This window comes from Flagellimonas alvinocaridis (assembly GCF_965248585.1).
Classification (GTDB): domain Bacteria; phylum Bacteroidota; class Bacteroidia; order Flavobacteriales; family Flavobacteriaceae; genus Flagellimonas; species Flagellimonas alvinocaridis.
Genome location: NZ_OZ252111.1, coordinates 786,677 through 811,991 on the forward strand (window position 1 = coordinate 786,677; position 25,315 = coordinate 811,991).

Consider the following 25,315-nt stretch of genomic DNA (forward strand, 5'->3'; position numbering starts at 1 on the left):
CTGCGTAGGTTTATTTTTTGTTACGAACTTCTTCTGCTCCTTTAATTACTTTTTCTTTGAGGCCTTGTTTGTAGTCCACCATTTTCGATAAAACTTTTTGGTCTGAACTCCCAATAATCTGAGCGGCCAAAATCCCAGCATTTTTTGCGCCGTTCAAGGCCACAGTGGCTACGGGAACCCCGCCGGGCATCTGTAAAATGGAGAGAACAGAGTCCCATCCGTCAATGGAATTGCTGCTTTTTACTGGAACACCGATTACCGGCAAGGGGGACAAGGATGCCACCATTCCCGGAAGGTGCGCAGCTCCGCCGGCCCCGGCTATGATGACCGAGTATCCATTTTTATGGGCGTTTTTGCCAAAATCAAAAAGTTTTTCTGGAGTTCGGTGTGCGGAGACAATGTCCACATCCACTTCAATATTGAACTCTTTCAAAATATCGATGGCGTCCTGCATAACGGGGAGGTCGCTTGTGCTTCCCATGATTACGGCTACTTTGCTCATACTTTTATTTGCTTATAACGTTGATGGTTTCTTTAACTTTTTGGGCTACTTCACGGGCTCTTGCCATATCTTCGTCTACAATGGTTACATGGCCCATCTTTCGAAACGGACGGGTCTGTTTTTTTCCATAGATGTGAGGTGTTACCCCATCCATTTCCAAAATAGAGTCCATGTTTTTATAGACCACATCCCCGGTATGACCTTCGGCACCTACCAAGTTAACCATGATTCCCGCTACTTTACTATCCGTTTTTCCCAAAGGTAGGCCTAAAATGGCCCGGATATGCTGTTCAAATTGGTTGGTATAGCTGGCTTCAATACTATAATGTCCACTGTTATGAGGTCTTGGTGCTACTTCGTTGACTAAAATTTGGTCATCCTGCGTTTGAAACAATTCCACCGCCAATAATCCTACAGGTTGTAAATGTTCAGCCACTTTGAGAGCCACTTCAGTGGCTTTTTGTGCTACGGGATCCCCAATTCTGGCCGGACAGATAACATATTCAACCTGATTGGCCTCTGGGTGAAACTCCATCTCTACCACGGGATATGTTTTTACTTCACCTTTGGTGTTTCGCGATACGATTACAGCCAATTCATTTTTAAAATTGACCATTTTTTCGGCAATGCACTCTACATTGGGAAGTCCGTTTAAATCTTCTATTTTCCGGACCACCTTCACACCTTGGCCATCGTATCCAAACTGGGCACTTTTCCAAACAAAAGGAAGTTGGAGGCCACCGTTGGAAATGCTGTCTTCTATCTCAGAAGTATAGGCGAAACGCATGAACGGCGCAGTTGGGATATTGTGGTCCGTATAGAATAGTTTTTGTGTGGCTTTGTTCTGGATGGTACGCAAGGCTTTGGTCGGAGGATAGACCTTTTTGCCTTCATGTTCCAATTTTTCAAGGGCGTCCACATTCACATTTTCAATTTCAATGGTGAGGACATCTACGTCCTTCCCGAAATTATAAACAGCATCAAAATCCATAAGGCTACCTTCCACAAACTCGTTGCAAGCAATTTTACAGGGCGCTTCGGGTGAAGCATCCATGACCTTGGTAAAGATGTCCCATTTTCGGGTTTCGTAGAGCATCATTTTGCCTAATTGCCCACCCCCTAAAATACCGAGTTTAAAATTGGAAGAGAAAAAATCCATGGATCATTAAATTGGAATGACTGCAAAAATACATGAATTCCTTGAAGGGATGAAAGATGCTGGGCATACCACCCCCAAAAAATGCTATCTTTGCCAACCTGACCAAAATACTGATACGTTGATCAAGCTAAACAACAAGTTGTTTAAACCTTACTTAAAGGAAGAACAAATCCTTGCGGCCATAGAAAAAATGGCGGCGGAAATCGCCAAGGACTACAAGGATGAGACACCCCTTTTTGTAGGTGTACTCAACGGAGCCTTTATGTTTGTGGCCGATTTTTTAAAGGCGTATCAGCACCCTTGCCAAGTTTCTTTTGTACGGTTGAGCTCCTATCAAGGATTGACTTCCACCGGGATTGTTGAAACCTTGTTGGATGTTCAAGAAGACATGGAAGGAAAGAGTGTCATTATTTTGGAAGATGTGGTCGACACGGGAAGAACATTGAAGCAATTGGTGCACCTGTTTTCCCAGACCAATGTGAAGGAATTTAAAATTGCTGCCCTTTTTTACAAGTCCGAAATCTACAATGGTGAATATGCCATTGATTATGTAGGGTTGGAAATCCCGGATAATTTTATTGTGGGTTACGGTTTGGACTACAATGAAATGGGCAGAAATTTAAGGGAAGTATACCAATTAAACCAAGCAGATATGATCAACCTAGTGCTTTTTGGAAAGCCAGGAGCAGGAAAAGGAACCCAGGCTGGGTTCTTGAAAGAGAAGTACAATTTGAAACACATTTCCACAGGGGATGTGTTCCGATACAACATTAAAAATGGAACGGAATTGGGCAAGTTGGCCAAATCCTATATCGATAAGGGCGATTTGGTCCCCGATGAGGTAACCATTGATATGCTGAAGGCAGAAGTGGAGAATCATCCAGAAGCTTCAGGTTTTATTTTTGACGGATTTCCTCGAACCGCTGCACAAGCAGAGGCTTTGGACAACTTTTTGGAATCCAAGGATATGAAGGTAAATGCCACTATTGCCCTAGAGGCCGATGATGAGGTGCTGATCGCCCGTTTATTGGAGCGCGGAAAGAGCAGTGGGCGTTCCGATGATCAAGATGAGAGCAAAATCCGCAATCGTTTTGAGGAATACAACGAAAAAACAGCCCCTTTGAAAGCGTATTATGAAAAGCAGGGGAAATTCCATTCCGTAAACGGAATTGGGGATATTGTAGAAATCACCGAGCGTTTGGGCAAGGTAATAGATACTTTGGACTGAGACGGAGGTAACATTTTACCCTTCACCTTTCTGCTAACAAAACCATTGACATGACCGAAGGCAATTTTGTGGATTATGTGAAAGTGCATGTATCTTCCGGGAACGGAGGCAAGGGTTCTGCGCATTTACATCGGGAAAAGTATGTTGCCAAGGGAGGTCCTGACGGTGGTGATGGTGGCCGTGGAGGCCACGTGATCGTGAAGGGGAACAAAAACCTATGGACGTTGGTCCATTATAAGTTCAAAAAACATTTTAAGGCAGGTCACGGGGAGCATGGCAGTAAAAATAGGAGTACCGGTGCCGATGGGGCCGACACCTATTTGGAGGTTCCCCTTGGGACGGTGATACGAGATACCGAGACCAATGCCGTTCTTTTTGAGATTACCGAGGACCAAGAAGAGAAGATTGTCTTGGAAGGTGGTATGGGAGGTCGTGGCAATTGGCATTTTAAAAGCCCTACCAACCAGACTCCTAGATATGCACAACCCGGAATCCCGGGGCAGGAGGCCCAGTTAACTTTGGAACTTAAGGTTTTGGCCGATGTGGGTCTTGTGGGATTCCCCAATGCTGGGAAATCCACCTTGCTATCCGTGATGACCTCGGCAAAGCCTAAAATTGCCAATTACGAGTTTACTACCTTAAAACCCAATCTGGGTATTGTGGAGCATCGGGATTTCCAGAGTTTTGTCATGGCCGATATCCCCGGAATTATTGAAGGTGCGGCCGAAGGCAAGGGTCTGGGCCACTATTTTCTGCGTCATATTGAACGCAACGCCACCTTACTTTTTTTGATTCCGGCAGACAGCAAGGACATCAGTCAGGAATATGCCATTCTTTTGGATGAGCTGAGACGGTACAATCCAGAGTTGTTGGACAAACAGCGTATTGTGGCCATTTCCAAATGCGATATGTTGGATGAGGAGCTTATTGAAGAAATGCGACAGGAAATGGAGCCCGATTTTAAGGATGTCACCTATCTATTTATCTCATCGGTAAGCCAATTGGGCATTCAGCAGCTCAAGGATAAGCTGTGGGCGCTATTGAACGAATAAAGGCGCCTGTTCTCCCACCCAAGCCAAATAATCCTTAATTTTAAGCTAATCCAGATTTATCTGCCATGCGAAACCTATGGATTATTGTATTGTGTAGCCTATTGGCCTCTTGCGTCTCCATTCGGGTCAATTATGACTACGATAAGGGAACGGACTTTTCCAGTTATACCACTTACAATTATTTTTCCGATTTGGATTCGGGCTTGACCCAATTGGACGAAAAGCGTCTCATTCGGATTTTGGATTCCACCTTACAGATAAAAGGGTATCGTTTGGCCGAAGAGCCTGATTTTTTCATCAATATTCAGAGCAGTGAATTTCGTAGTCCGCCCAACAGCGCTGTAGGTGTTGGTATTGGTGGCACGGGAAGAAATGTGGGTGGCGGAGTTTCCGTTGGATTGCCCATTGGAAATTCTGGAATACAGCGTCATATTCTGTTTGATTTTGTGGATGCACAACGTGATGCGCTGTTCTGGCAAGCCTCCACTGAAAGTGGCTATCGAGATAACGCTTCCCCTAGCGTTCGCGAAGAAAGATTGAGGGCCCTGGTCAAAAAAACATTGTCAAAGTTTCCCCCAGAAACAAAGTAAGGACAAGATTGCGGTCAACCTTGTAATTGGATGTTTCCGGTTGATTATCAGTTTTTTGTTGGTTTTTGTAACAAAGAAAGATACGGACAGTCTAATTTGTTATAACATCATTTTTTCAAAACAAACACTTAATTCAACACGTATGAAAACAACACAAAGGATCAAATGGGCCTGTGGGGTTTCCCTATTTATGTTTTTGGGAGTTGCCCTTCATGCCCAAGAAAAACCTGGCGATACCACTTTGGCCAGTTCCAATGACGAATTGGTTTCCTTGGCCGCATTGGACCAGGGAGATTATCGGTACACCGTGGAAGACTATTTTGGCAATCCCAAGGGGTTCACATTTCGGTTTTCCCCAGATGGAAAATACTTGTCCTACAGGGAAAGCGATGAGAATGGTAAACGTCATATTTATGTGAAGAACCTGGAGACCAATGAGGTAAAAAAAGCCATTGAGGAAAAGGAAGAACTTGTAAGGATTTATGGCTGGTTAAACAATAACAGACTATACTTTTCCATGGATAAGGGAGGCAATGAAAACTACCATATTTATGCAGTGGATTTGGATGGAGGCAACTTGAAGGACTTGACTCCCTTTGATGGTGTAAGGGCAGATTTCACAGAGTTGTTACGGGATGATAAAGAGCATATCATTGTTTCCATGAACAAGAACAATGCCCAGGTCTTTGAACCTTTTAAACTGAATGTGGTGAACGGCGAACTGACCCAGTTGTATACCAATGATGACCCAGCCAACCCTATTTTGGGATACGATTTTGATAGAAACGGAAAATTGAAAGGATTTACAAGACTTAGGGATGGAGTGGAGCAGGATACCTATTATGAGGATGGCAATGGCGGTTTCCAAGTCTTGAAACAGCTGAATTGGAAGGATAACTTTTTCATCACCAGCTTTAACTATGCAACAGAATATCCTCATGATGCTTACGTGGTTTCCAATCTAGACAATGATAAAGCGGAAGTACAGCTGTTCGATCTTAAGGAGAACAAAACCATAAAGAAGGTCTTTTTTAATGATCATTACGATGTGCAGAATATGGGGCTGTCCAGAACCAGAAACTATGAAGTGGATTATTTTACATACGAAGGAGAAAAAAGTGTGGTAGTCCCAGTAAGCGAGGTCTTTAAAAAACTGGATGCTCGCGTAAAGCAAGAACTTCCCGGAATGCAGTACAGTATATTGGATAGCACTGAAGATGAAAACCTGTATATGCTTTATGTAGACAGCGACCGGGTGTATGGCATGTATTATGCGTACAATGTGGCCAAGGATGAACTTACGGAGCTTTACAATACCATGCCGCAGTTAAAAAAAGAGGATATGGCCGAAATGCGTCCCATAACCTTCACCAGCAGGGATGGTATTACCCTGCATGGATATATCACCTTGCCCAAAGCAGCTTTGGCCGGCCAAAAGGTACCTGTTATTGTCAACCCCCATGGTGGACCGCAAGGCATCCGGGATTCTTGGGGCTTTAACCCGGAAGCACAATTGTTTGCCAGTAGGGGCTATGCCACATTACAGGTGAATTTTAGGATTTCTGGGGGGTATGGTAGGGAGTTCTTGGAATCTGGCTTTAAACAGATTGGAAGAAAAGCCATGGATGACGTGGAGGATGGATTGCAATATGTAGTGGACCAAGGTTGGGTAGACCCTAACAAGGCCGCAATTTATGGAGGTAGTCATGGAGGGTATGCCGTGTTAAGGGGTTTGACCAAGACACCGGATCTCTACGCTTGTGGTGTGGATTATGTAGGAGTATCCAATTTGTTCACTTTCATGAAGACTATTCCTCCGTATTGGAAACCGTACTTAAAAATCATTAAGGAAATATGGTATGATGAGGACGTTCCAGAAGAAAAGAAAATTATGGAAGAGGTTTCTCCAGTATATCAGATAGATAAAATGAAAAAACCTTTGTTCGTGGTGCAAGGGGCAAACGATCCTAGGGTCAATATAGATGAATCAGACCAAATTGTGAGTGCTCTAAGAGGTAAGGGCTATGACGTACCCTATATGGTAAAATATGATGAAGGCCATGGGTTTGGTAAAGAGGAGAACCGTATCGAACTCTATAAGGCCATGATGGGCTTTTATGCCAAACATTTGGGACAACAGGAAATCCCCCAGCCGTTGAAGGATTGATTTATAGGACTGATTCTCGATTAAAAAGGAGCTTTTTAAGCTCCTTTTTTGTTTGTTGGAACTTTATGGGAGTTATGGTTGCCGTTCACTGTGTCTTTTTTACCACTGCCCATAATTCAGGTGCACCTGAATGGAAAGCCCTGTATTTTAGCCTTGTACAAAATTCCAAAACCGAAAGTAATGATAGCACTTGTACGATTGATGATAACCTTGTTGGTGGATATCTTCTTGTAAAAACAGTTTGCCAACCTTTAAATCTAAACAATGAGAAAATTGAGTACAACGCAGAAAGTCGTTTTAATCATGGGAATAATAAGTATTTCGATAGGGGCTTATGGGAAATTCAATGGTTGGGAATATGATACGTATTTTGTATTCTTTTACATGGGAATATATTTGGCTTTGATGGCCTTTCTTTCTCCCAGCAGGACCTGTTGCAGGCCTTTCTGGAAAAAGCAAACACAAAATCAGTAAATTGGATTCCATTGGGTTAAACTCCTTAAAGTATATTTGGGATACCGTTGATGGCATTCATGGAATTGAGCAATAAAAAACAAGAGTATGCTTTTTGGATCCTACAGATTCTGGGCTGGGGATTTATCAATCTAATCTCTGTTTTTGTGGTAAAACAGATTAGCATATCCCTGCTCATCTATTCGGTGATTATGGGCACAGTGCTTGGTGTTGCGGTAACTTTTTTGTTACGGCTGTACCTAAAAAGAGCTATACGGTTTGATGGCTTCGGGATCAAGGAGCTCATAAAGGTTTTAGTTTCCTTTCTATTCGCATCCTTGTTGTTTGCTGTCCTGAACTTTATTTTTGGATATGTATATGTTGAGTTTGGCCCGGCATTGACACCTTCAGAACTCCAAATGTTCAAGTATCACGACAATGTAGGGATACAGGTGCTCAATTCCCTGTTTCTTATTGGAGCGTGGACGGTGACCTATTTGGTGATCAAGTTGCTCCTTAAACTTAATCGGGACCGAATAGAGCGTTTAGAACTGAACACGCATCTAAAACAAGCACAACTGAACACCCTGAAGGGCCAGATAAATCCTCACTTTATGTTCAATAGCCTTAACAATATCAGGGGATTGATGTTGGAAGATGTGGAAAAATCCCGGGAGATGCTCACCAAGCTTTCCGAAATTTTACGATTCTCACTTACGCAGAACAGTAGCAATGCCATTTCTGTACGGGAAGAATTGGAAATGGTGGATAATTATATCGACCTATCCAAAATTCAGTTTGAAAACCGCTTGGAATTCTTTAAAAATTTGGAGGATGACACGTTGGATTTGCAGATTCCGCCCATGGTCATACAACTATTGGTGGAGAATGCCATCAAGCACGGTATTTCCAACCTTAAAAAAGGAGGGGTCATAAAGTTGAATATCAAAAAAGAAAAAGAACATCTGGGGATAGAGGTCCGGAATACGGGCAAACTAAAAATTGCTGAAGATTCTACCCAACTGGGTTTAAAAAATATTCAACAGCGTTTAAATCTACTGTACGCCGATAGAGCTTCCTTTAATTTGAATGAAATTTCAAACGAGGTGGTGGCCACCATAAAAATACCATTGGCATGAAAATTAAAGCAGTCATTGTTGAAGACTCCAGATTGGCCCGAAATGAATTGAAGGAGCTCATCAAAAAATATGATGACATAGAACTCCTTGGTGAAGCTGAAAATGTTGATGCAGGGTTTGATCTTATCCAAAGTACCTTACCCGACCTTTTGTTCTTGGACATCAACATGCCCGAAAAGGACGGTTTTGAACTTTTGGAGATGCTGGATGAAGTCCCCATTACCATTTTCACTACGGCTTTTGATGAATATGCCATAAAATCGTTTGAGTACAACGCCTTGGATTATTTGTTGAAACCCGTAAGCGAAAAACGCTTTGGTATGGCCATGGAGAAAGTAAGGGGAAAATTGGAGTCGGTTCAAGAAGGAATGGGAAATTCAAAAAAACTGACCAGAAACAGTCAGATTTTCATCAAGGATGGCGACTCATGTTGGTTGGTGAAGATTGGGGATATTTCCCATTTTGAGATTGTGGGGAATTATACCCGCGTTTTTTTTGAGGATAAAAAACCATTGTTGTACAAATCGTTGAACCAAGTAGAGGAAAAGCTTCCCGAAGAGTCTTTTTTTAGAGCTAATCGGCAACAAATAGTAAATACCAATTTCATTAAAAATGTAGTGCCTTGGTTTAATGGTAAACTTAAACTTACCATGCAGAATGGAGACGAAGTGGAAGTTTCCCGAAGGCAATCCTATATTTTTAAAGACCGTATGAGTTTATAATCAGAAAGCGAGCAGAAATTCCATTTTTATGGAAGTGGTAGGGAATGGCATTTCAAGCGGAGCTGAGAGTCCTAGGAATCAGGGTTTGGGCAATGTGCCTCAACTCCGCTCGATATGACAAATTACGTATTAAGGCCGTAGAAGGTCTTTATACCTATCCTTATAGCCGATCAACACCAAAATATTCAAGATCAAAAGACCCAATGCAGGTCCTATGCCAGCAGGGGCCAAAGTAGCATGGAAGAGTACGGCATTGACAGATACGCTCATCAATATCACAGCCATAAGTGCTCCATATTTGTTAAGAATAAAGGCAAGGCCGGCCAAAATTTCAACAATGGCCACCAATTTAATGGTATGGGTTGACGAAACCGCACCAAAATAGTTCATTACTGCTTCGGGCATTTCGCCTGGTGGCGGCATAAAATTGAGGAACTTGTTAAGCCCGAATACTAAGATGAAAAGCCCTAAAAGTATTCGAACTACCAAAAAAACTTTTGAATTCATAGGTTTGCTTTTTATTGGTTGAACAATAAAAGTAGCTAAAAATTACGCATATGATAATTTAACACGAAAAATATTTTGTTATAAATAAAAATTTTCTCATGAGGATTTTAAAAGACCGCCATCAATAGGAATGTTGGTCCCGTTGATATAGGCAGCTTTGTCCGATGCCAAAAAGGTCACTAAAAAACCATACTCTTCTGGATTGCCAATTCGCCCTGCAGGAACCCTTGCTTCCATTTCTCCTCGAACGTCTTCTTGGGAAACTCCCATTTTTTCGGCTTTTTTGGCGTTCAATGAGGCAATCCTATCGGTGTCAAAATATCCAGTAAGCACATTGTTCACGGTTATATTGTCTTTCCCAACATCCACGGACAAGCTTTTGGCCCATGTTACCACAGCGGCCCTAATGGAATTGGAAAGTGCAAGGTAATTAAGAGGTTCCTTTACTGAAATGGAAGCCACATTGATGATTCTGCCCCATTGGTTTTCCTGCATATGTTGTAAAGCCAGTTCTGTGGTAAGGACCACAGATTTAAAGAGTAGGTCAAAGGCCTGTTGGTAATCGGTCACCTTTTTTTCCAAAGCTCCGCCTCCTTCTGGCCCTTGGGTGTTATTGACCAAGATATCTACCTTATTTTCTTTGAAAAATTGGGTGATTATCTTACTGAAAGAGGTGAAATTGGAGAAATCCACCAACAAATAGCTGTGTTTTTGCCCTTGTGTTGTATCCATTTGGGAAACAACGGTTTTAAGGTCATTTTCATTCCGGGCCATTACGGTTACACTTGCCCCACTGGCAGCCAACTGAAGTGCAATGGCCTTGCCAATTCCTTTACTGCTACCACCAACAAGGGCGGTTTTTCCTTTTAGTGTTATGTTCATTTTATTTGTATTCTTCCCGAACCGGGCTAAAGACATCCATTAATTTGCAAGAGGTGAGTGCTCTGCCACTGTGGGGTATATTGGATGGGATTACGACCACATCCCCAGGGTAATAGACCTTTGTATCCCCGTTAAGAGTGAACTCAAATTCTCCTTCCACTACATGCATAATCTGTTCATGTATATGTTGGTGTTCCGGAACAATGGCATCTTTTTCAACATTCCAAAAGGCCCATGATATGGCATTGCCATGCACTAATTTTCCATGGTATCCTGGCATAATTTCTTTGGATCGGATTTTGGATAGGTTCATCTTTTCAATTTTTCCTCAAGATAGAAATTAATAAGGTGACTTGATTGTTTGTATTGACTTTATCAATGGCTATTTTTGAATGTTAAATTGATTTGATGCGAATACATTTTATAGCTATTGGAGGTAGTGCCATGCACAATTTGGCCTTGGCGTTGAAGGAAACCGGGGATGTCATCACGGGAAGTGACGATATCATTTATGAACCCTCCAAAAGTAGGTTGAAAGCACAGGGTTTATTACCAGAAGAATTCGGTTGGTTTCCAGATAAAATCCATGGTCAATTGGATGCTGTTATTCTGGGAATGCATGCCAAAAAAGACAACCCCGAGCTGCTTAAAGCCCAGGAACTGGGATTGAAAATTTATTCCTATCCTGAGTATTTATACGAAAGGTCAAAATACAAGACTCGGGTTGTGATAGGGGGGAGTCATGGCAAGACCACGATTACTTCCATGATTTTGCATGTGCTCCAGTACCACGATATTGAAGTGGATTATATGGTTGGAGCTCAATTAGATGGTTTTGATCGTATGGTTCACCTAACCGAAACCAATGAGTTTATTGTTTTGGAAGGGGACGAATACCTTTCATCTGCTATAGATCGAAGACCAAAGTTTCATTTGTACAAACCAAATATTGCCCTTTTGAGTGGGATTGCTTGGGATCATATCAACGTGTTTACCACTTTTGATACTTATGTGGAGCAATTCCAAATATTTGTGGATAGCATCGTGAACGGTGGCAGTATAACCTATAATATTGAAGATGAAACGCTTAAAGGAATAGTAGAAGCTTCAGAGAATACTATCCGTAAATTTCCGTACACTACTCCCGATCATACTATTTTGGAAGGTGTAACCATGCTCGAAACACCAGAGGGGGATATGCCTTTGGAAATATTTGGAGCACATAATTTGAACAATTTGGCAGGTGCCAAATGGATTTGCCAACAAATGGGCGTGGATGAGGCTGACTTTTATGAGGCCATAGCCTCTTTTAAAGGTGCTGCAAAGCGGTTGCAAAAAATGGCACAAGGAACCAATAGCGTTGTTTTTAAGGATTTTGCGCATGCGCCCAGCAAGGTAAAGGCAACAACCATGGCGGTTAGGGAGCAGTATCCAAGACAAAGATTGATTGCTTGTTTGGAGTTGCATACCTATAGTAGTTTAAATGCCGAATTCCTTAAGGAGTATGATGGGGCTTTGGATGCAGCGGATGAAGCAGTGGTATTTTACGACCCAGAGACGGTTAAGATCAAAGGGCTGGAAGAAGTGACTGCTGAGCAAATAGGTAAGGCCCTAAATAGGAGTGATGTCAACATTTTTACAGATTCCAATTCTTTTCAAGAGTACCTTTATGACCTGAATTTTTCTGATTCAGTATTGCTTCTGATGAGTTCGGGGGATTACGGAGGATTGGATTTTGAATTGTTAAAGGAAAAAATCTTATAGAGAGGATTCTACTTTTTCAATCCCCGGGAGATCTAGGAAAAAATCGGTTGAATAAAAACACATCGAATCGATGCCAACGATCATCTGCTCAAACGGATTGAGTTTTTTGCATTTTGGTTCAGTTGCAAACTTATTGGGGTTGGCATACATTAATGCGCGATATACAAACTCAGAACAATACAACCCGTTTTTGGTATTGGGATTAAAATCAAAATGAATTCTCATATCCTGTATGTAATCAATAAACACTCTGGCTCTTACATACTCTTCTTGTCCAATATCAATACTCCAGGCAGAGTTATCTATGGGGTTCGGTGAGTTCCAAAAATCTGATAGTTTTTCTTCAATCAATGAAGAATTTCTATGGTTTAAACTATCATAGCTTATATGATACACCTTGGCATCCATACTAGATTGAAAGGCGATACCAATATGGGAGATTTTTTCTTTGTGACGGTTGTATTTTAAAACAAGATTACCTTCTTTGGAGTCTGAATTTCTGGCAACGATATATATTTTTCCTTCAAAATCCTTTTTAGTACATCCAAAGAAAGAGAAAAGTAGAAGGCCAAATAGTAGCGCTTTGGGTTTGAAAAAGTACATTTCAATGTGATTTTTGTATGGATATCAACAATAGTGAAGTTGAAGTGTGAACGGCAAAAGGGTCGCACGTGTACGACCCTTTTTGTTAAAGGTTAATCTTGTAAATCCTTGACAAAACTATGGGCAGTCTTGCTGGCAGAGACTCCTCCAAGGATGGCGCCAGCTGGGCCTCCTTCACCTCCTATGACGGCACCTGCCAAATCCGATACTCCAACTACAACCCATCCCCACCATTTTATTTTGGCCTTTCCGCCTTCTGGATTGTTTACAGTTTTAGGGCCATAATAGTTATACCATAGCGCAGTGGAATATCTGGCAGTAGCTGATGCTGAAAGCAACATCTGACTATCGGTTTGAGAATAGGATTCTTCGGCAACTACCTGGTTTTCAAAGTTGAGTAAATAAGCCTCTATACCTTCTTGATCGGGTGCGTTTTCCAAATCTGAGTAAGCCAGCTCAAACAAATGATCCACCACGCCTTTCAAAGCTGTTTTTGCTTCGGTTGAAATATTTTGGGCTTCAATAATACCATGAAAATTATTTTCGAAATCAGCGATTCCTTCCTCAATGTCCGCTGCATTAATGTTGCTGGTTACAGTCCCAACAGTTTCCACAAAATTTTCATTGGAGTTGGCAAGTTGTAAGGCTATATCACAAGTTTGCTGAATACTCAGCTCTTGATTGGAATATGTATTCAGAAAATCCAGCATAATCTCGTTGTGCAATGCGCCCACAAAGTCATAAGGATTATTAGGGTTGGCCTGAGCGATAAAGGGGTTCACAGGATTTTTGGAATTGAGTGGTGTTGCAGTGATTGAAGCATCTGCTAGCAGCTCGTTCCCCTTTTCATTGCAGGAAATTGTAGAAAGGCATAGCGCCAAGATATAGGTTAATTTTAAAAGATATTTCATTTCAATTAATTTAAAGATTTTGGGGTTTACTCTTTTCGATTTTCAACCGTGCGCCCATAACGCTACTCGAATTCCATTTTCTTTGATTTCGTTGGGAATCAATTCGATATTGGAAGGTTGGCCCTGCTTTAACCCAATTTAGATTTAATCATACGCAAGACGTTGTATCGGGCAGTGATGGAATCTAAAAAGATTGCACCAATGTCCGTAACGGATGCGTATTAAAAAAAGGGGTTATACTTTGCTGCGAGGGCGCTAATATAATAGATAAATAATCAAAAACTAATAAGGGATTATACTATACCCCAAATTGCCGTAAATGGTGGTCCAAATGTTTGTACTGCATTTGTCCCCATTGTTCGTTGGTAAGGTCTCCAAAGGCAGGGTGTCTGCCCCATACTTCTTTTTCTCTTTCACCATAAAAATCATTGACCAGGTTTACCAGCTTTTCCTTTTCTTGAACAAATTCTTTTGGCTCAGTAACCACAAATCCAGGGGCGGTTGGTAAATTATGTTTCCAAAGTTTATCGCTGTACATGCTTTTTTTAAAACCGCTGTAAATTAATTTCATAAAAGGATTAGGTTTTTTTATTGTAAGTTTACCCAAAGCCACTTTTAGGGGAAACTGACAATGGTGCAACATTTGTCCAACCTCCATTTTGCCCCATTGCCTCTGGGTGGACTCGGAAAGTTGATTTATTCGAGATAAGATTTCAGCATGGACCTCAGTGTTGAACAAAGATTTCATAGTGTACTATTTACCTTGAAAATTACATAAATTTAATCTCCTATCTTTAGAGGATGCAAGAAAAAATGGTTTCCTTATCAATCAAAAATTGGGCGGATGATGACAAGCCCAGGGAAAAATTGAGGCACAAGGGCAGTTTTGTTTTGTCAGATGCAGAGTTGGTTGCCATTCTCATAGGTTCTGGAAACAGAAATGAGAGTGCGGTGGAATTATCTAAACGGATATTGGCCTCCGTTGACCATAATTTGAGCGAAATGGGAAAGCTTTCGGTAAACCAATTGATGAAGTTCAAAGGCATAGGCGAAGCCAAAGCTGTTACCATTGCAGCCGCTTTGGAAGTGGGTAGGCGAAGAAGAATGCAGGATACAACGAAGATTACCAAAATTTCGGGAAGTAGGGATGCTTTTGAACTACTTTACCCACTAATGGGAGAGTTACAGCATGAGGAGTTCTGGATTGTGTACCTCAACAATTCAAACAAGGTCATTCAAAAGTCCCAATTGAGCAAAGGGGGTATAACCGGAACCTTGGTAGATGTACGGCTGGTACTAAAGCAAGCCTTGGAACTTGGGGCTGTAGGGATTATTTTGGCCCATAACCATCCGTCTGGAACATTGAAACCCAGTGCAGCGGACAAAGAGATTACTCAAAAGTTAAGAAAGGCTTCAGAGGCCTTGGATATTAAGGTGTTGGATCATCTGGTTTTGGCACAACATCACTATTTTAGTTTTGCCGATCAAGGAATTTTGTAATCATTGCAATACATGTTATTGATATTCACCCATAAAGTTACCAACAGACTTACCTATACGGCAAGGCAGGTATTTGAAAAGATATTGGGGATAGATATCTCATTCACGACCAAAGTGGAAGATTTTATTAAACACTCTGGTCCTAAGATTACCTATTCCAAACAACCCTTACAGAACGAGTTTTTCATAAGAAGCAATGACCTTCTTTTTGAACAAGGAATCAATGACTTGGAAATCAAGGTTTCAGAATGGGATGGAGTGCCCTGTTTTTTTTCATCCGGGGAAAAAAGCTCAATCCCCTTCGATATTTTCTCGGCCAGTTTCTTTCTTTTGAGCAGGTATGAGGAATACTTACCCCATGTAAAGGATAGTGTGGGAAGGTTTCCGGTAAAGGAAAGCTTGGCCTATCAGAACAATTTTTTGGAACTCCCCGTGGTGGATTTATGGGCCTATAAGTTGCTTGATGCCCTAAAAGAAAGATTTCCAGATATTGGTGCAAGTGAGCGGTCATATAGTTTCACATCGATTATAAATGTGACCACTTCGCACTGTTATGCCATGCGTGGTTTTGTGAGGAGTCTTGGAGGTGTGTTTATAGATTTGGGTAGTTTTAGACTGAAAAACATTGTTAAACGCTTTTCGGTATTGCTTGGGTTCAGCAAAGATCCCTATGATAATTTTTATGAATTGGTGGAAATCCACAAGAAACTGCCCATCAGGACTATGTTCTTTTTTCAATTTGCCAAGCATTCTGCCCATGACAAAAACATATCTCCCAATAACAATAAGTTTAGATATCTAATAAAGTCGGTGGCAGATTATAGTGTGGTCTCATTGAGCACATCGTTTCTGTCCTCAACCAATAAATCTGTATTGAAAGAGGAAAAGAAACAATTGGGAAATCTAATCAACAAACCCATCAACTATTCTAGGCTCCGGTATAATAGGGTAAGTGTGCCCACAACCTACAGAAATCTTGTTGAAACTGAGTTTACAGATGATTTTTCCATGGGATATACCCATGAGATTGGTTTTAGGGCGGGAACCTGTACTCCCTTTCACTTTTATGATATCAACATGGAAGTGCGTCAACCCTTAAAAGTACACCCGTTTACGGTACACGATTATGCCTTGATGAATTATGGCAACAAAGAGGAGGTTTTTGATAAAATGGACAAGGTGTATCAATGGGTAAAGCAAGTGAATGGAAATTTGGTCATAGTTTTTTCCAATGAACTGTTAGGGTCCGATCATAAAATCGATTGGATGGAAATGTATCAATCCTTTTTGAGACGATATTATGTTTGAACACCCAATTACTGATGTATTCTTTGATTTGGACCATACCTTATGGGACTTTGAAAAGAATTCGGCCCTTACTTTCGAAAAGATTTTCCAAGAAAACAATGTATCGGTGAAACTGGAAGATTTTTTAGAGGTTTATGTTCCCATCAACCTAGAGTATTGGAAGCTCTATCGTGAAAATAGAATTGAAAAATCTGAGTTGCGTTTTCAAAGATTAAGACGAACATTTGATGCCGTTGGGACAACCGTTTCAGATAATCTCATCCATGACTTGTCGCTTGAATACATAGCCCACCTTCCTTCGTTTACCCATCTTATGCCCAATACAGTTACGATTTTGGAGTATTTATTGCCCAAGTATAGATTGCACATCATTACAAATGGTTTTCAGGAAGTTCAAGAGAAAAAACTTAAGGGAAGCAATATTCATCACTTTTTTGATCAAATTATTAATTCAGAAATGGCTGGGGTAAAGAAACCGCATCCCTATATTTTTGAGTTGGCACTGAACAAGGCCAATGTTGATCCCGTTCACACCCTAATGATTGGGGATAGTTTTGAGGCTGATATCCTTGGGGCGAAAACAGCAAGGATGCAGGTATTGCACTTTAATTCCAACAAAGAATCTGACCACGGCGAATGCCATACAATTAACAATCTCATTGAAATAAAAAGCATTTTATAGAGTTATGGTAGGGTGCGGCAAGCCCCCATTGTTCTATATGAAAATGTTTTTGATCTATGAAAGGATTCCTTGGCCGTTTACTTTTGGCATTTATTTTAGTTCCACTGATATTTTGTTCTTGTACAGAGGAGCAGGATTTTAATCAGTTCAATGACCTTCAGATAACCCCTCTAGTAGCTTCAAGTCTTATTTATTTAGAGTCGGATGAAGCCACTATTAATGCAGTTGGTGGGCTAGGGAATTTTTACGTTCAAACTATCAATTTTGATGCTTTCAATGAGCAATTTGTATCTGAAAACCTTTTGGAGGGCACGCTTTTCTATGAAATTGACAACACCACTAGCAAGCAATTGGCCATTACCATTGAGTTTTTGGATGCAGCAAATAATGTGTTGGATGTGGAATCATTCGATGTTCAACCAAATCAACCAACAACTTTTATGCGGGAGGTAGATTATGGACCTACCGGAAAAAATCTAAATATCTTAAGGGAAACATCGAGCATTCGGGTTGCGGCAAGCAACTTAAGTGACTCCACAAGCATATCTTCCGACCCAGAACCCAAAGTAATCTTGCGGACCGCAGCAGAATTCTTATTCCAATTGAAATGAGGTTAAAGCGGTTGTTCTGTACTTTTATTTTGATGGGAGTTGGTTACCTGTATGGCCAAAACAAGCAAATACTTTACGATTTTTATGAGATTCCACAATCTTTGATGCTAAATCCCGGAGTGAAGACCAGTGAAAAATGGCATGCTGGGATTCCAGTGCTTTCCGGATTGTCTCTTCAGGCGGGAACAAGCGGTGTTACCGTTAACGATTTATTTGCAAACGATGGGATAGATTTTACCACTAAGGTAAGGGAGCGTGTGTTGGATGCCATGACGAGGAGGGATGATTTTAGCTCAACCGTCCAGATTGAATTACTGAATCTTGGTTTTAGGGGACGTGACAGACCGGATGATTACTACAGTTTTGGAATGTATTTGGAGAATGATGTTGTTGTGTATTGGCCCAAGGATTTGGCTTTGTTGGCCTTTGAGGGCAATGGTGGGAACAATATTGGAAGAAGTTTTGATTTGGGAGATTTGAGCTTGAGAGGGGAAATGGCCAGTGTCTTCCATTTTGGCATCAATAGGAAATTAAGCAATGTATTGACCGTGGGTGCTCGGGCCAAGTTGTACTCGGGCGTGTATCAGTTCCAATCCATACAAAATACCGGGTCTTTTATTACCACCCAAGGGCAAAACAATATTTATGTGAGTTCCATTGTGGCTGATATGCAATTGCAGACGGCAGGAATAGAATCTGTCTTCGATATTCTGGATGAGAATGAGTCTGGTGAAGGGAAAGAGTTGACCAAGCTTTTTTCAAAGAGAGCATTTTTGGGAGGTAATCTAGGTTTAGGAATGGATCTGGGCTTTAGCTATAATCCAGACCCACAACTGACCATTACCGGAAGTATGCTGGATATTGGTTTTATGAACAACTCGAAAGATGTTAAGAATTATACGCTTAGAGGGAATGCAAGTACCGAAGGTATAACAGTTTTCTTGCCGGAAGACATCAACAATGTAAATAATGACCTTTGGCAAGAATTGGTGGACGATATAGAAGAATCCCTGCCTTATGAAGAAAATGAATCAAAGTATATTTCCTTAAGGCCGATAAAAGTTTACGGTTCAATTCGGTATGATTTCGGGGAGGGGGGAGAGTCTAGCTTTGAAAATTGTGGTTGTGCGGTCAACCAGCAAGGAAGAAAAACTGAGGGTTTTTATAGAAATAGTATTGGAGGGCAACTTTTTATGATAAAAAGACCACGGGAAATTCAATATGCATTAACCGGATTTTACCAAAGGAGGTTCGGAAGGGTTTTGTCACTTAAGGGGACCTACACGGTTGACAAATATTCATGGACAAATGTTGGCTTAGGCCTTAATCTTCAAGCAGGTCCTCTGAATTTTTATATCATGGGAGACAACCTGTTGAGTTACCGGAACGTTGCCGATAGTCACTATGCTTCTTTACAATTTGGATTTAATATTATATCTTGGAACAATAATTGAGCATATACACTATATGAAACTAAAAGTCTTGTACATATTGGTGTTTGCCTTTGGGGCAAGCAATTTAATGAACGCACAACTGAACAACTATAAATACATTATTGTTCCCAAGAGCTTTAGCGCATTAAAGTCTGAAAACCAGTATCAGACCAGTACAGTCATGAAATACCTTTTAACCCAAAAAGGATTTACAGTGGTGTATAATGACGCATTGCCCGAGGACTTGGCAAATAATAGGTGCTTAGGGCTTAATGCAGACCTCCTTGATGAGTCTAGCTTGTTTTCAACAAAATTAGCGGTCGTATTTACAGATTGTCAATCCAAAGAAATATTCAGGACTGTAGAGGGGAGGAGTAAAATAAAAGAGTACGTTCCGGCCTACAGGGATGCCATGGAGAAGGCTCTTGTGTCATTTGATGGGATGGATTATCACTATGTTCCCAAAAAGGAAGCGAAAAAAGAAGTACGGGAAGAACCCATTACCGTAAGTTTTAAAAACGATATCCAGTCGGTAGACGAAGTTGAAGAGCCAGAGGTGTCAGAGTCGCCCAAGCTGGTTCAGCAAGAGGCCACACCTGAAAACCAGAGCTATAAAAGTTTGGAGCCCAAGCCTTCCAATATGGTAAAGGCGCAGGAGCAGCAAAATGCACAGCTATTGCCTTCCGAAGTTTTGTATGCGCAACCCATTGAGAATGGTTACCAGTTGGTGGACAGTACCCCAAAAGTGGTGCTTAAATTGGAAGAAACTTCAATCCCAGATGTTTTTTTGGTGAACTACCAAGGAAGTAATGGAGTGGTCTTCAAAAAAGAAGAAAAATGGTTCTTGGAACATTCAGAGAACGGGGCCAAAAAACTTCAGGAACTCCAAATCAAATTTTAAAATCCATATTTATCTTTCCAGCGCTTCTTTAAAAATTCACGCATGGCATTCTCTCTGGCATTATTGCCAGGTTGATAAAATGAGGTTCCAGAAATTTCATCTGGAAGAAACTCAAGGTCAACAAAACTGTCTTTGTGGTCATGTGCATAGCCGTATCCTTTTCCATACCCTAAATCCTTCATTAGCTTGGTGGGTGCATTTCGTATGGCCATGGGAACGGATAGGTCGCCCGTCTCCCTTACCTTCTGTTGTGCAAGGTTGATGGCCATATAACTTGAATTACTTTTTGGAGAACTTGCCAAATAGGTGGCACATTGACTTAAAATGATTCGGGCTTCGGGATGGCCAATGGTATTCACTGCCTGAAATGTAGTATTGGCCATGACAAGAGCGGTCGGGTTGGCGTTTCCAATATCTTCTGATGCCAAAATAACCATACGCCGGGCAATAAACTTTACGTCTTCACCTCCTTCAATCATGCGGGCCAGCCAGTACACGGCAGCGTTGGGGTCACTTCCACGAATGGACTTGATAAATGCCGAAATGATATCATAGTGCTGTTCTCCTGTCTTGTCGTAGAGAACGGTGTTTTTTTGAACCTTATTGAGTACCAATTCGTTGGTGATCACAACTTTTTCCTGCGCCTCCGAATTAACGATGAGTTCAAAAATGTTCAACAATTTTCTACCGTCTCCACCGGATAGGCGTAGTAAAGCCTCAGTTTCCTTGAGTTCTATCTTTTTCTTCTTTAGATTGGAGTCAGTAGTCATGGCCCTGTCCAAGAGTGCTTCCAAATCTTCTTTTCCAAAAGAATTCAGGACATAAACCTGGCAGCGTGATAAAAGAGCGGGAATTACCTCAAAACTCGGGTTTTCGGTAGTGGCACCAATAAGGGTGACCCAACCTTTTTCAACAGCTCCAAGCAAAGAATCTTGTTGCGATTTACTGAAACGATGTATTTCATCAATGAACAGAATAGGGTTTTTGGATGTAAACAACCCTCCGCTTTGCTTTGCTTTTTCAATAACCTCGCGCACGTCCTTGACCCCACTGCTTATTGCACTCAATGTATAGAATGGGCGTTGGCTTTCATGGGCAATAATATTGGCCAAAGTGGTTTTTCCTGTTCCTGGAGGTCCCCAAAAAATCAAGGAAGGGATTACCCCGTTTTTGATTTGATTGGTCAGGGAGCCGTTGCGGCCAATCAAGTGTTGCTGACTGATATAGTCTTCCAAACTTTTTGGGCGTATCCGTTCTGCCAAGGGTTCGTTCATAACCGTAAAAATAAAACAAATTTATACGGAGATATAGGACTCTTTGGCATTGGGTTTATTTTAATAGCATGACAATTTGTGTAAATTGAGGGTATGGTTAGAAAATTGTGTTTTCTTTTTTATGAAAGGTGACGATGATTTTAGGTTTTCAGACGGAGTCCTTTTGGCTCCCTTAATGGCTGTGCTATCCATTTGGGCCGTATTTTGGGTTGAGGTTCAATTTGGGGTCAACTTTAATGAATTTGGTATTTACCCCAGAAGGCTTTCTGGTTTAAGAGGCGTTTTGTTCAGTCCATTTATACATGGTTCCGTGGAGCATTTGTACAATAACACCTTTCCCTTGGCTATTTTAACGGCCTTCCTTTTTTATTTTTATAGGGAGTCTGCCCTTAGAATTTTGATTTTTGGCACCCTCATGTCTGGGTTGATCACCTGGTTGATTGCAAGACCATCTTATCATATTGGTGCCAGTGGGCTTATTTATGTATTGGCAAGTTTCATTTTTTTTAAGGGTATTTTAGCCAAGCATTTTAGGTTGGTGGCCCTTTCGTTGGTGGTGGTATTCATCTACGGGAGTATGATTTGGTATATTTTTCCAGTAAAAGAGAATATTTCTTGGGAAGGACATTTGGCCGGATTTCTTACTGGATTTATCTTGGCATTGGCTATAAGGGTTCGGCTTCCCATTGAAAAAAAATACGATTGGGAAAAGGAAGATTATAAGGAAGCGGATGACCCTTTCCTAAGACACTTTGACGAGGACGGGAACTTTATTGAAATGGAACCGGAATCAGAGGAGCAAATCAATATTAAATATCACTACAAAAAGGACAGCGATGCTTAGATTTGGTTTATCCTTTGCCTGACCGCTTCGTAAAGGAACACGCCACATGCCACAGAGACATTTAAAGAGCCAATGTTGCCCATGAGGGGAAGCTTGGCCCTGTAGTCTACCATGTTGAGTATGGAAGGAGAAATACCCTTGTCTTCGGACCCCATGATAACGGCAGAGGGTTGGTTAAAATCCACGGCATAGATGTCATCTTCGGCTTTTTCTGTGGCTGCCACTACTTGAATACCTGAAGATTGTAAATAGAACAGAGCATCTTTTAGATGATCTACTTTAGCCATGGGTACAGTAAATGCTGCCCCAGCTGATGTTTTTACGGTGTCATCCGTTACTGGTGCCGCTCCATTTTTTGGGATAATGATACCGTGTACCCCACAACACTCCGCTGTTCTGATAATGGCACCAAAGTTTCGAACATCCGATACTTGGTCCAGAAGCAAAAAAAGAGGGTTTTTCTCGCTGGCCAGAACACTTTCTATCAACGTTTCAAAAACATGGAATTTTACCGGGGAAATCTGGGCCACAGCGCCTTGGTGATTATTTCGGGTAAGGCGATTTAGTTTTTCTATGGGTACGTAAGATACACTGATGCCATTTTTTCGAATGGCGCTTTCCAGCTCCATGAAAAGTTCTCCCTTAAGTCCTTTTTGAAGAAATATCTTGTTTATGGGCTGCTCTGCAATTATGGCTTCCAGTATGCTTCGTATTCCGTATATATGTGAAGAATTGTGTTTGTTCAAAATAGTATCAGTTTTGTCAGAAAAAATATAATCTTAAAGCCCAGTGATTTTTTTGCAATTGGGTTAAAATTAGTAAATTACTTACCTTAAATCAGTTAAAATATAGAAGCATGATAAAAAAAGAAATGGTAAAAATAATGGTTTTTATTTGCCCTTTTGTGTTTACAAGTTTTGTTTTTGCACAAAGGCCAGGAATGGGTTCGGCAGCGGTAAGTGGTCAACAGGGGCGCATTCGTGGATTGGATGAGTTTTATAGGAAGTTGGAGGATCATACCAAGAGAAATACCAACCATGATTCCTACAAAACCATTGAAGGGTCTGCTTATTTTGATGAGAGCTTTAAGCAAGGGGATATATACTACGATAATGGTTATATGGGGACTTCCTTTTTGAGGTACGACGGATTTGCAGATGAAATACAGATTAAAAAGACCTTGCTGGATGAGGAAGAATATGGAGCTTTATTAAAGAGTGAAAAGCTCTTTTGTATTGTAGATAGTAAGAAGGTTCTTTACCATAGATTAAAGAACGCAAATGGAGAGGTTAAGCAAGGGTATGTTACTAATTTGGTAAATAGTGGTAAATATTGGTTGTTTGTTAGAAAATCAAAACTCTTTTTGGAAGGAAAGATTGCGCCGACTTCATTGACATTGCCAACCAACTCAAAATTCATTACCCAGGTTGATTATTATTTTGGCAAGGAAGATGGAGATGTAGTAGTGGAAATTGATGGAAATGCTAAGGATGTGTTGGGCATGTTTGATGATGAAGATAGACCCAAAATAAAATCTTTTGTAAGGAAGAATAAAATTAATTTGGATGATAAGAGTGATTTGCAAACATTGTTCTATTACGCCAATACACTTTAAAAAATAAATAAAAAAGGGGCCTTTTAAGGCCCCTTTTTTATTTTTAATTAAGTTCTAAAAGTAAAACGCCAGGATGGTCTTTTGGATAAGAATATCCACGCCAGAAAAGTTTATTTCCCTCGAAAAGCCATACGACCTCACCAGATTCTGTAACTTCCCAATACCCGTACCTTCCCTCGGCAATCAATGTGTTTCCATTGGGAAGCCGAACTGCTCCAGAAACAATTGGAGAATATAGCTCCGCATCTGTAAATTCCCATTCAATTGTGGGTTCATTATCATTCTCGGGCAATAGTGTAAAACTGTCAGGAAGATTTAGCTCGTACACATGCGACTGTTGTTGTGAGCCATTGTTTCCATTCATGTAGATAAGCAGGTTGCCTGCCCCAATTTCATCATTATCAAGATAATTGGGGAAGTGATTGTTATAGAAAAGGCGAGTGCCTGTTTCATTTTTGTAGGCTAAAGGATTACCAAAACGATAAACCAAATCACCTCCTTTGTTGTAATTACCTCCTAAATTAGTGGCTGCTTCTTCTGTTGTTGTACTGTGGTCTATCACCCAGACTTCGCTATAAAAATTGACGCTTAGGTAAATCAAGTCATTTACAGGGTCATAATCCAGGCCATTGGCGTGCATGATATCCCCTCTGTCATCATCGTGAAAGTTAAGGTCTATGAGTTGGGGATTTTCGGCAATATCACCAAAATTATCTTTAGTGTCATCAAAGTCTTGGATTATATGATCCCAAGAATACCATTCCCACACAATGTCATTATTTTCCGGATTAACCTCTATGAGGCTCTCCAGAAGCAGGAGTTCATTGTCTGGAATTCCGTCATAACCAGCTTGCAGGGCATCTTCTTCGCTTCTTTTTTGCCATGCTAGAATAAGTACATTTCCATTGGGCAGCATTTCAATATCGTGATGGGAGATATAGTCTTCCGTGGAGTATAAGAAATCCCACTCAACGGATCTATCAGGGTTTATAATCTGAATACGGCCACCAAATCCGCCAACATCATAAAATGCATTTTCATCTGTTAGGGCTACCAAAAGTTTTCCATTTTCAAGAAGTTCAGCATCATTACCGATGTTACTGGGTAGTTCCCATTCATAGCTTATTTTGCCTTCCTTGGTCATTAAATATACCCTATTATCGCTAGCATCATTGACCAATACATATCCATCAAATATCTTTTCTTCATCGTATACCAATACATTGCCAGTATCACTTTCAAAAATAGGTTTGTCGGTATCCGGGTCTGGATCCGGGTCTGGGTCTGGATTTGGGTCTGGATCCGGCTCTTCGTTTATAATATCATCGACTACGGTGTCATCTTGGTTACAAGAGGGGGCGCATAGGAATAATATGCAAAGTAGTAGCAGTCTTAAAATGTATGTGTTCATAATGAAATTGTTAAAAAAACCGCCAGCTTTGTTTAAAGCTGGCGGTCATATTATCTC

The 25,315-nt window shown here is 40.9% G+C and carries 26 protein-coding genes; 15 read left to right on the forward strand and 11 right to left on the reverse strand.

Annotation, left to right across the window (positions count from 1 at the left end; all coding sequences use genetic code 11):
- Nucleotides 1–10: 10 nt before the first annotated feature.
- Entirely contained in the window at nt 11–502 is a 492-nt protein-coding gene (gene purE, locus ACP14V_RS03490; RefSeq protein WP_272609373.1) for a 5-(carboxyamino)imidazole ribonucleotide mutase, read from the reverse strand.
- Nucleotides 503–506: 4 nt separating this feature from the next.
- Nucleotides 507–1,661, reverse strand: a complete 1,155-nt coding sequence (locus ACP14V_RS03495; RefSeq protein ID WP_272609374.1) for a 5-(carboxyamino)imidazole ribonucleotide synthase — start codon at nt 1,659–1,661, stop codon at nt 507–509.
- A gap of 118 nt (nt 1,662–1,779) precedes the next feature.
- Between ACP14V_RS03495 and ACP14V_RS03500 the strand changes: the two genes are divergently transcribed.
- The 6 genes from ACP14V_RS03500 (at nt 1,780) to ACP14V_RS03525 (ending at nt 9,012) form a co-directional block, all read left to right on the forward strand.
- Nucleotides 1,780–2,889 carry an adenylate kinase gene (locus ACP14V_RS03500; protein ID WP_272610280.1) on the forward strand — a complete coding sequence of 370 codons (1,110 nt, stop codon included), beginning with the start codon at nt 1,780–1,782 and terminating at the stop codon, nt 2,887–2,889.
- Between the two features lie 50 nt (nt 2,890–2,939).
- Nucleotides 2,940–3,941, forward strand: a complete 1,002-nt coding sequence (gene obgE, locus ACP14V_RS03505) for a GTPase ObgE (protein ID WP_424987849.1) — start codon at nt 2,940–2,942, stop codon at nt 3,939–3,941.
- 65 nt (nt 3,942–4,006) lie between these two features.
- Complete coding sequence (locus ACP14V_RS03510; RefSeq protein WP_272609376.1) at nt 4,007–4,531, forward strand: DUF4136 domain-containing protein; 525 nt, start codon at nt 4,007–4,009, stop codon at nt 4,529–4,531.
- Nucleotides 4,532–4,673: 142 nt separating this feature from the next.
- On the forward strand, nt 4,674–6,698 hold the full coding sequence (locus ACP14V_RS03515; protein WP_409557928.1) for a S9 family peptidase: 2,025 nt from the start codon (nt 4,674–4,676) through the stop codon (nt 6,696–6,698).
- Between the two features lie 533 nt (nt 6,699–7,231).
- On the forward strand, nt 7,232–8,290 hold the full coding sequence (locus ACP14V_RS03520) for a sensor histidine kinase (RefSeq protein ID WP_272609377.1): 1,059 nt from the start codon (nt 7,232–7,234) through the stop codon (nt 8,288–8,290).
- Complete coding sequence (locus ACP14V_RS03525; protein WP_272609378.1) at nt 8,287–9,012, forward strand: LytR/AlgR family response regulator transcription factor; 726 nt, start codon at nt 8,287–8,289, stop codon at nt 9,010–9,012. Before ACP14V_RS03520 ends, ACP14V_RS03525 begins: the two co-directional genes overlap by 4 nt.
- A 129-nt stretch (nt 9,013–9,141) precedes the next feature.
- On the opposite strand, the gene ACP14V_RS03530 is transcribed toward ACP14V_RS03525, so the two are convergent.
- The 3 genes from ACP14V_RS03530 to ACP14V_RS03540 form a co-directional block, all read right to left on the reverse strand.
- Nucleotides 9,142–9,519, reverse strand: a complete 378-nt coding sequence (locus ACP14V_RS03530; RefSeq protein WP_272609379.1) for a DoxX family membrane protein — start codon at nt 9,517–9,519, stop codon at nt 9,142–9,144.
- Nucleotides 9,520–9,615: 96 nt separating this feature from the next.
- The gene (locus ACP14V_RS03535) at nt 9,616–10,401 is read right to left on the reverse strand and encodes an SDR family oxidoreductase (protein ID WP_272609380.1); all 786 of its coding nucleotides are present in this window, start codon (nt 10,399–10,401) and stop codon (nt 9,616–9,618) included.
- 1 nt (nt 10,402) lies between these two features.
- The gene (locus ACP14V_RS03540; protein ID WP_272609381.1) at nt 10,403–10,714 is read right to left on the reverse strand and encodes a cupin domain-containing protein; all 312 of its coding nucleotides are present in this window, start codon (nt 10,712–10,714) and stop codon (nt 10,403–10,405) included.
- A 95-nt stretch (nt 10,715–10,809) separates the two neighbouring features.
- Here ACP14V_RS03540 and ACP14V_RS03545 point away from each other — a divergent pair, with 95 nt between their 5' ends.
- Complete coding sequence (locus tag ACP14V_RS03545) at nt 10,810–12,165, forward strand: UDP-N-acetylmuramate--L-alanine ligase (protein WP_272609382.1); 1,356 nt, start codon at nt 10,810–10,812, stop codon at nt 12,163–12,165.
- Here the strand turns inward: ACP14V_RS03545 and ACP14V_RS03550 are convergent.
- The 3 genes from ACP14V_RS03550 to ACP14V_RS03560 all read right to left on the reverse strand — a co-directional run bounded on the left by ACP14V_RS03550 (nt 12,160) and on the right by ACP14V_RS03560 (nt 14,427).
- Nucleotides 12,160–12,768, reverse strand: a complete 609-nt coding sequence (locus ACP14V_RS03550) for a hypothetical protein (protein WP_272609383.1) — start codon at nt 12,766–12,768, stop codon at nt 12,160–12,162. The genes ACP14V_RS03545 and ACP14V_RS03550 overlap by 6 nt on opposite strands.
- Nucleotides 12,769–12,860: 92 nt before the next feature.
- Nucleotides 12,861–13,679, reverse strand: coding sequence for a hypothetical protein (locus ACP14V_RS03555; protein ID WP_272609384.1), 819 nt, complete (start codon nt 13,677–13,679; stop codon nt 12,861–12,863).
- Nucleotides 13,680–13,977: 298 nt separating this feature from the next.
- A complete protein-coding gene (locus tag ACP14V_RS03560; RefSeq protein ID WP_272609385.1) occupies nt 13,978–14,427 on the reverse strand; it encodes a DUF1569 domain-containing protein in 450 nt (149 codons plus the stop codon).
- Between the two features lie 53 nt (nt 14,428–14,480).
- Between ACP14V_RS03560 and radC the strand changes: the two genes are divergently transcribed.
- Genes radC through ACP14V_RS03590 form a run of 6 tightly spaced genes read left to right on the forward strand, consistent with a single transcriptional unit; the run spans nt 14,481 to nt 20,114 of the window.
- Nucleotides 14,481–15,179 (forward strand): RadC family protein, encoded by a 699-nt coding sequence (gene radC / locus ACP14V_RS03565; protein WP_136565598.1) that lies wholly within the window; start codon nt 14,481–14,483, stop codon nt 15,177–15,179.
- A 12-nt stretch (nt 15,180–15,191) separates the two neighbouring features.
- Nucleotides 15,192–16,487, forward strand: coding sequence for a polysaccharide deacetylase family protein (locus tag ACP14V_RS03570; RefSeq protein WP_272609386.1), 1,296 nt, complete (start codon nt 15,192–15,194; stop codon nt 16,485–16,487).
- The gene (locus ACP14V_RS03575; protein ID WP_272609387.1) at nt 16,480–17,169 is read left to right on the forward strand and encodes a YjjG family noncanonical pyrimidine nucleotidase; all 690 of its coding nucleotides are present in this window, start codon (nt 16,480–16,482) and stop codon (nt 17,167–17,169) included. Before ACP14V_RS03570 ends, ACP14V_RS03575 begins: the two co-directional genes overlap by 8 nt.
- Nucleotides 17,170–17,225: 56 nt before the next feature.
- Nucleotides 17,226–17,780: a hypothetical protein gene (locus ACP14V_RS03580; protein WP_136565601.1), complete on the forward strand. Its 555-nt coding sequence runs from the start codon at nt 17,226–17,228 to the stop codon at nt 17,778–17,780.
- Nucleotides 17,777–19,234, forward strand: coding sequence for a DUF5723 family protein (locus ACP14V_RS03585; protein WP_272609388.1), 1,458 nt, complete (start codon nt 17,777–17,779; stop codon nt 19,232–19,234). The genes ACP14V_RS03580 and ACP14V_RS03585 overlap by 4 nt, the downstream gene beginning before the upstream one ends.
- A gap of 13 nt (nt 19,235–19,247) precedes the next feature.
- Entirely contained in the window at nt 19,248–20,114 is an 867-nt protein-coding gene (locus ACP14V_RS03590; protein WP_272609389.1) for a hypothetical protein, read from the forward strand.
- On the opposite strand, the gene ACP14V_RS03595 is transcribed toward ACP14V_RS03590, so the two are convergent.
- Nucleotides 20,111–21,388 carry a replication-associated recombination protein A gene (locus ACP14V_RS03595; protein WP_272609390.1) on the reverse strand — a complete coding sequence of 426 codons (1,278 nt, stop codon included), beginning with the start codon at nt 21,386–21,388 and terminating at the stop codon, nt 20,111–20,113. The genes ACP14V_RS03590 and ACP14V_RS03595 overlap by 4 nt on opposite strands.
- A 121-nt stretch (nt 21,389–21,509) precedes the next feature.
- Between ACP14V_RS03595 and ACP14V_RS03600 the strand changes: the two genes are divergently transcribed.
- Complete coding sequence (locus tag ACP14V_RS03600; RefSeq protein ID WP_272609391.1) at nt 21,510–22,232, forward strand: rhomboid family intramembrane serine protease; 723 nt, start codon at nt 21,510–21,512, stop codon at nt 22,230–22,232.
- On the opposite strand, the gene rlmB is transcribed toward ACP14V_RS03600, so the two are convergent.
- Nucleotides 22,229–22,978 carry a 23S rRNA (guanosine(2251)-2'-O)-methyltransferase RlmB gene (gene rlmB, locus ACP14V_RS03605; protein WP_136565606.1) on the reverse strand — a complete coding sequence of 250 codons (750 nt, stop codon included), beginning with the start codon at nt 22,976–22,978 and terminating at the stop codon, nt 22,229–22,231. The two genes, ACP14V_RS03600 and rlmB, sit on opposite strands and share 4 nt — an antisense overlap.
- Before the next feature lie 110 nt (nt 22,979–23,088).
- Here rlmB and ACP14V_RS03610 point away from each other — a divergent pair, with 110 nt between their 5' ends.
- Nucleotides 23,089–23,847 (forward strand): hypothetical protein, encoded by a 759-nt coding sequence (locus ACP14V_RS03610; protein WP_136565607.1) that lies wholly within the window; start codon nt 23,089–23,091, stop codon nt 23,845–23,847.
- A 43-nt stretch (nt 23,848–23,890) separates the two neighbouring features.
- On the opposite strand, the gene ACP14V_RS03615 is transcribed toward ACP14V_RS03610, so the two are convergent.
- Complete coding sequence (locus ACP14V_RS03615; protein ID WP_272609392.1) at nt 23,891–25,258, reverse strand: aryl-sulfate sulfotransferase; 1,368 nt, start codon at nt 25,256–25,258, stop codon at nt 23,891–23,893.
- Nucleotides 25,259–25,315 lie beyond the last annotated feature (57 nt).

Excerpts from the sequence above, each read along its gene's own strand:
- purE (WP_272609373.1), bottom strand. The coding sequence starts at position 502 with ATGAGCAAAGTAGCCGTAATCATGGGAAGCACAAGCGACCTCCCCGTT.
- ACP14V_RS03590 (WP_272609389.1), top strand. The coding sequence starts at position 19,248 with ATGAAACTAAAAGTCTTGTACATATTGGTGTTTGCCTTTGGGGCAAGC.
- ACP14V_RS03550 (WP_272609383.1), bottom strand. The coding sequence starts at position 12,768 with ATGTACTTTTTCAAACCCAAAGCGCTACTATTTGGCCTTCTACTTTTC.
- ACP14V_RS03610 (WP_136565607.1), top strand. The coding sequence starts at position 23,089 with ATGATAAAAAAAGAAATGGTAAAAATAATGGTTTTTATTTGCCCTTTT.
- ACP14V_RS03560 (WP_272609385.1), bottom strand. The coding sequence starts at position 14,427 with ATGAAATCTTTGTTCAACACTGAGGTCCATGCTGAAATCTTATCTCGA.
- ACP14V_RS03575 (WP_272609387.1), top strand. The coding sequence starts at position 16,480 with ATGTTTGAACACCCAATTACTGATGTATTCTTTGATTTGGACCATACC.
- ACP14V_RS03510 (WP_272609376.1), top strand. The coding sequence starts at position 4,007 with ATGCGAAACCTATGGATTATTGTATTGTGTAGCCTATTGGCCTCTTGC.
- ACP14V_RS03545 (WP_272609382.1), top strand. The coding sequence starts at position 10,810 with ATGCGAATACATTTTATAGCTATTGGAGGTAGTGCCATGCACAATTTG.
- ACP14V_RS03520 (WP_272609377.1), top strand. The coding sequence starts at position 7,232 with ATGGAATTGAGCAATAAAAAACAAGAGTATGCTTTTTGGATCCTACAG.
- ACP14V_RS03525 (WP_272609378.1), top strand. The coding sequence starts at position 8,287 with ATGAAAATTAAAGCAGTCATTGTTGAAGACTCCAGATTGGCCCGAAAT.
- ACP14V_RS03595 (WP_272609390.1), bottom strand. The coding sequence starts at position 21,388 with ATGAACGAACCCTTGGCAGAACGGATACGCCCAAAAAGTTTGGAAGAC.
- ACP14V_RS03580 (WP_136565601.1), top strand. The coding sequence starts at position 17,226 with ATGAAAGGATTCCTTGGCCGTTTACTTTTGGCATTTATTTTAGTTCCA.
- ACP14V_RS03585 (WP_272609388.1), top strand. The coding sequence starts at position 17,777 with ATGAGGTTAAAGCGGTTGTTCTGTACTTTTATTTTGATGGGAGTTGGT.
- obgE (WP_424987849.1), top strand. The coding sequence starts at position 2,940 with ATGACCGAAGGCAATTTTGTGGATTATGTGAAAGTGCATGTATCTTCC.
- ACP14V_RS03515 (WP_409557928.1), top strand. The coding sequence starts at position 4,674 with ATGAAAACAACACAAAGGATCAAATGGGCCTGTGGGGTTTCCCTATTT.
- ACP14V_RS03535 (WP_272609380.1), bottom strand. The coding sequence starts at position 10,401 with ATGAACATAACACTAAAAGGAAAAACCGCCCTTGTTGGTGGTAGCAGT.
- ACP14V_RS03615 (WP_272609392.1), bottom strand. The coding sequence starts at position 25,258 with ATGAACACATACATTTTAAGACTGCTACTACTTTGCATATTATTCCTA.
- ACP14V_RS03555 (WP_272609384.1), bottom strand. The coding sequence starts at position 13,679 with ATGAAATATCTTTTAAAATTAACCTATATCTTGGCGCTATGCCTTTCT.
- ACP14V_RS03540 (WP_272609381.1), bottom strand. The coding sequence starts at position 10,714 with ATGAACCTATCCAAAATCCGATCCAAAGAAATTATGCCAGGATACCAT.
- radC (WP_136565598.1), top strand. The coding sequence starts at position 14,481 with ATGCAAGAAAAAATGGTTTCCTTATCAATCAAAAATTGGGCGGATGAT.
- ACP14V_RS03600 (WP_272609391.1), top strand. The coding sequence starts at position 21,510 with ATGAAAGGTGACGATGATTTTAGGTTTTCAGACGGAGTCCTTTTGGCT.
- ACP14V_RS03570 (WP_272609386.1), top strand. The coding sequence starts at position 15,192 with ATGTTATTGATATTCACCCATAAAGTTACCAACAGACTTACCTATACG.
- ACP14V_RS03530 (WP_272609379.1), bottom strand. The coding sequence starts at position 9,519 with ATGAATTCAAAAGTTTTTTTGGTAGTTCGAATACTTTTAGGGCTTTTC.
- ACP14V_RS03495 (WP_272609374.1), bottom strand. The coding sequence starts at position 1,661 with ATGGATTTTTTCTCTTCCAATTTTAAACTCGGTATTTTAGGGGGTGGG.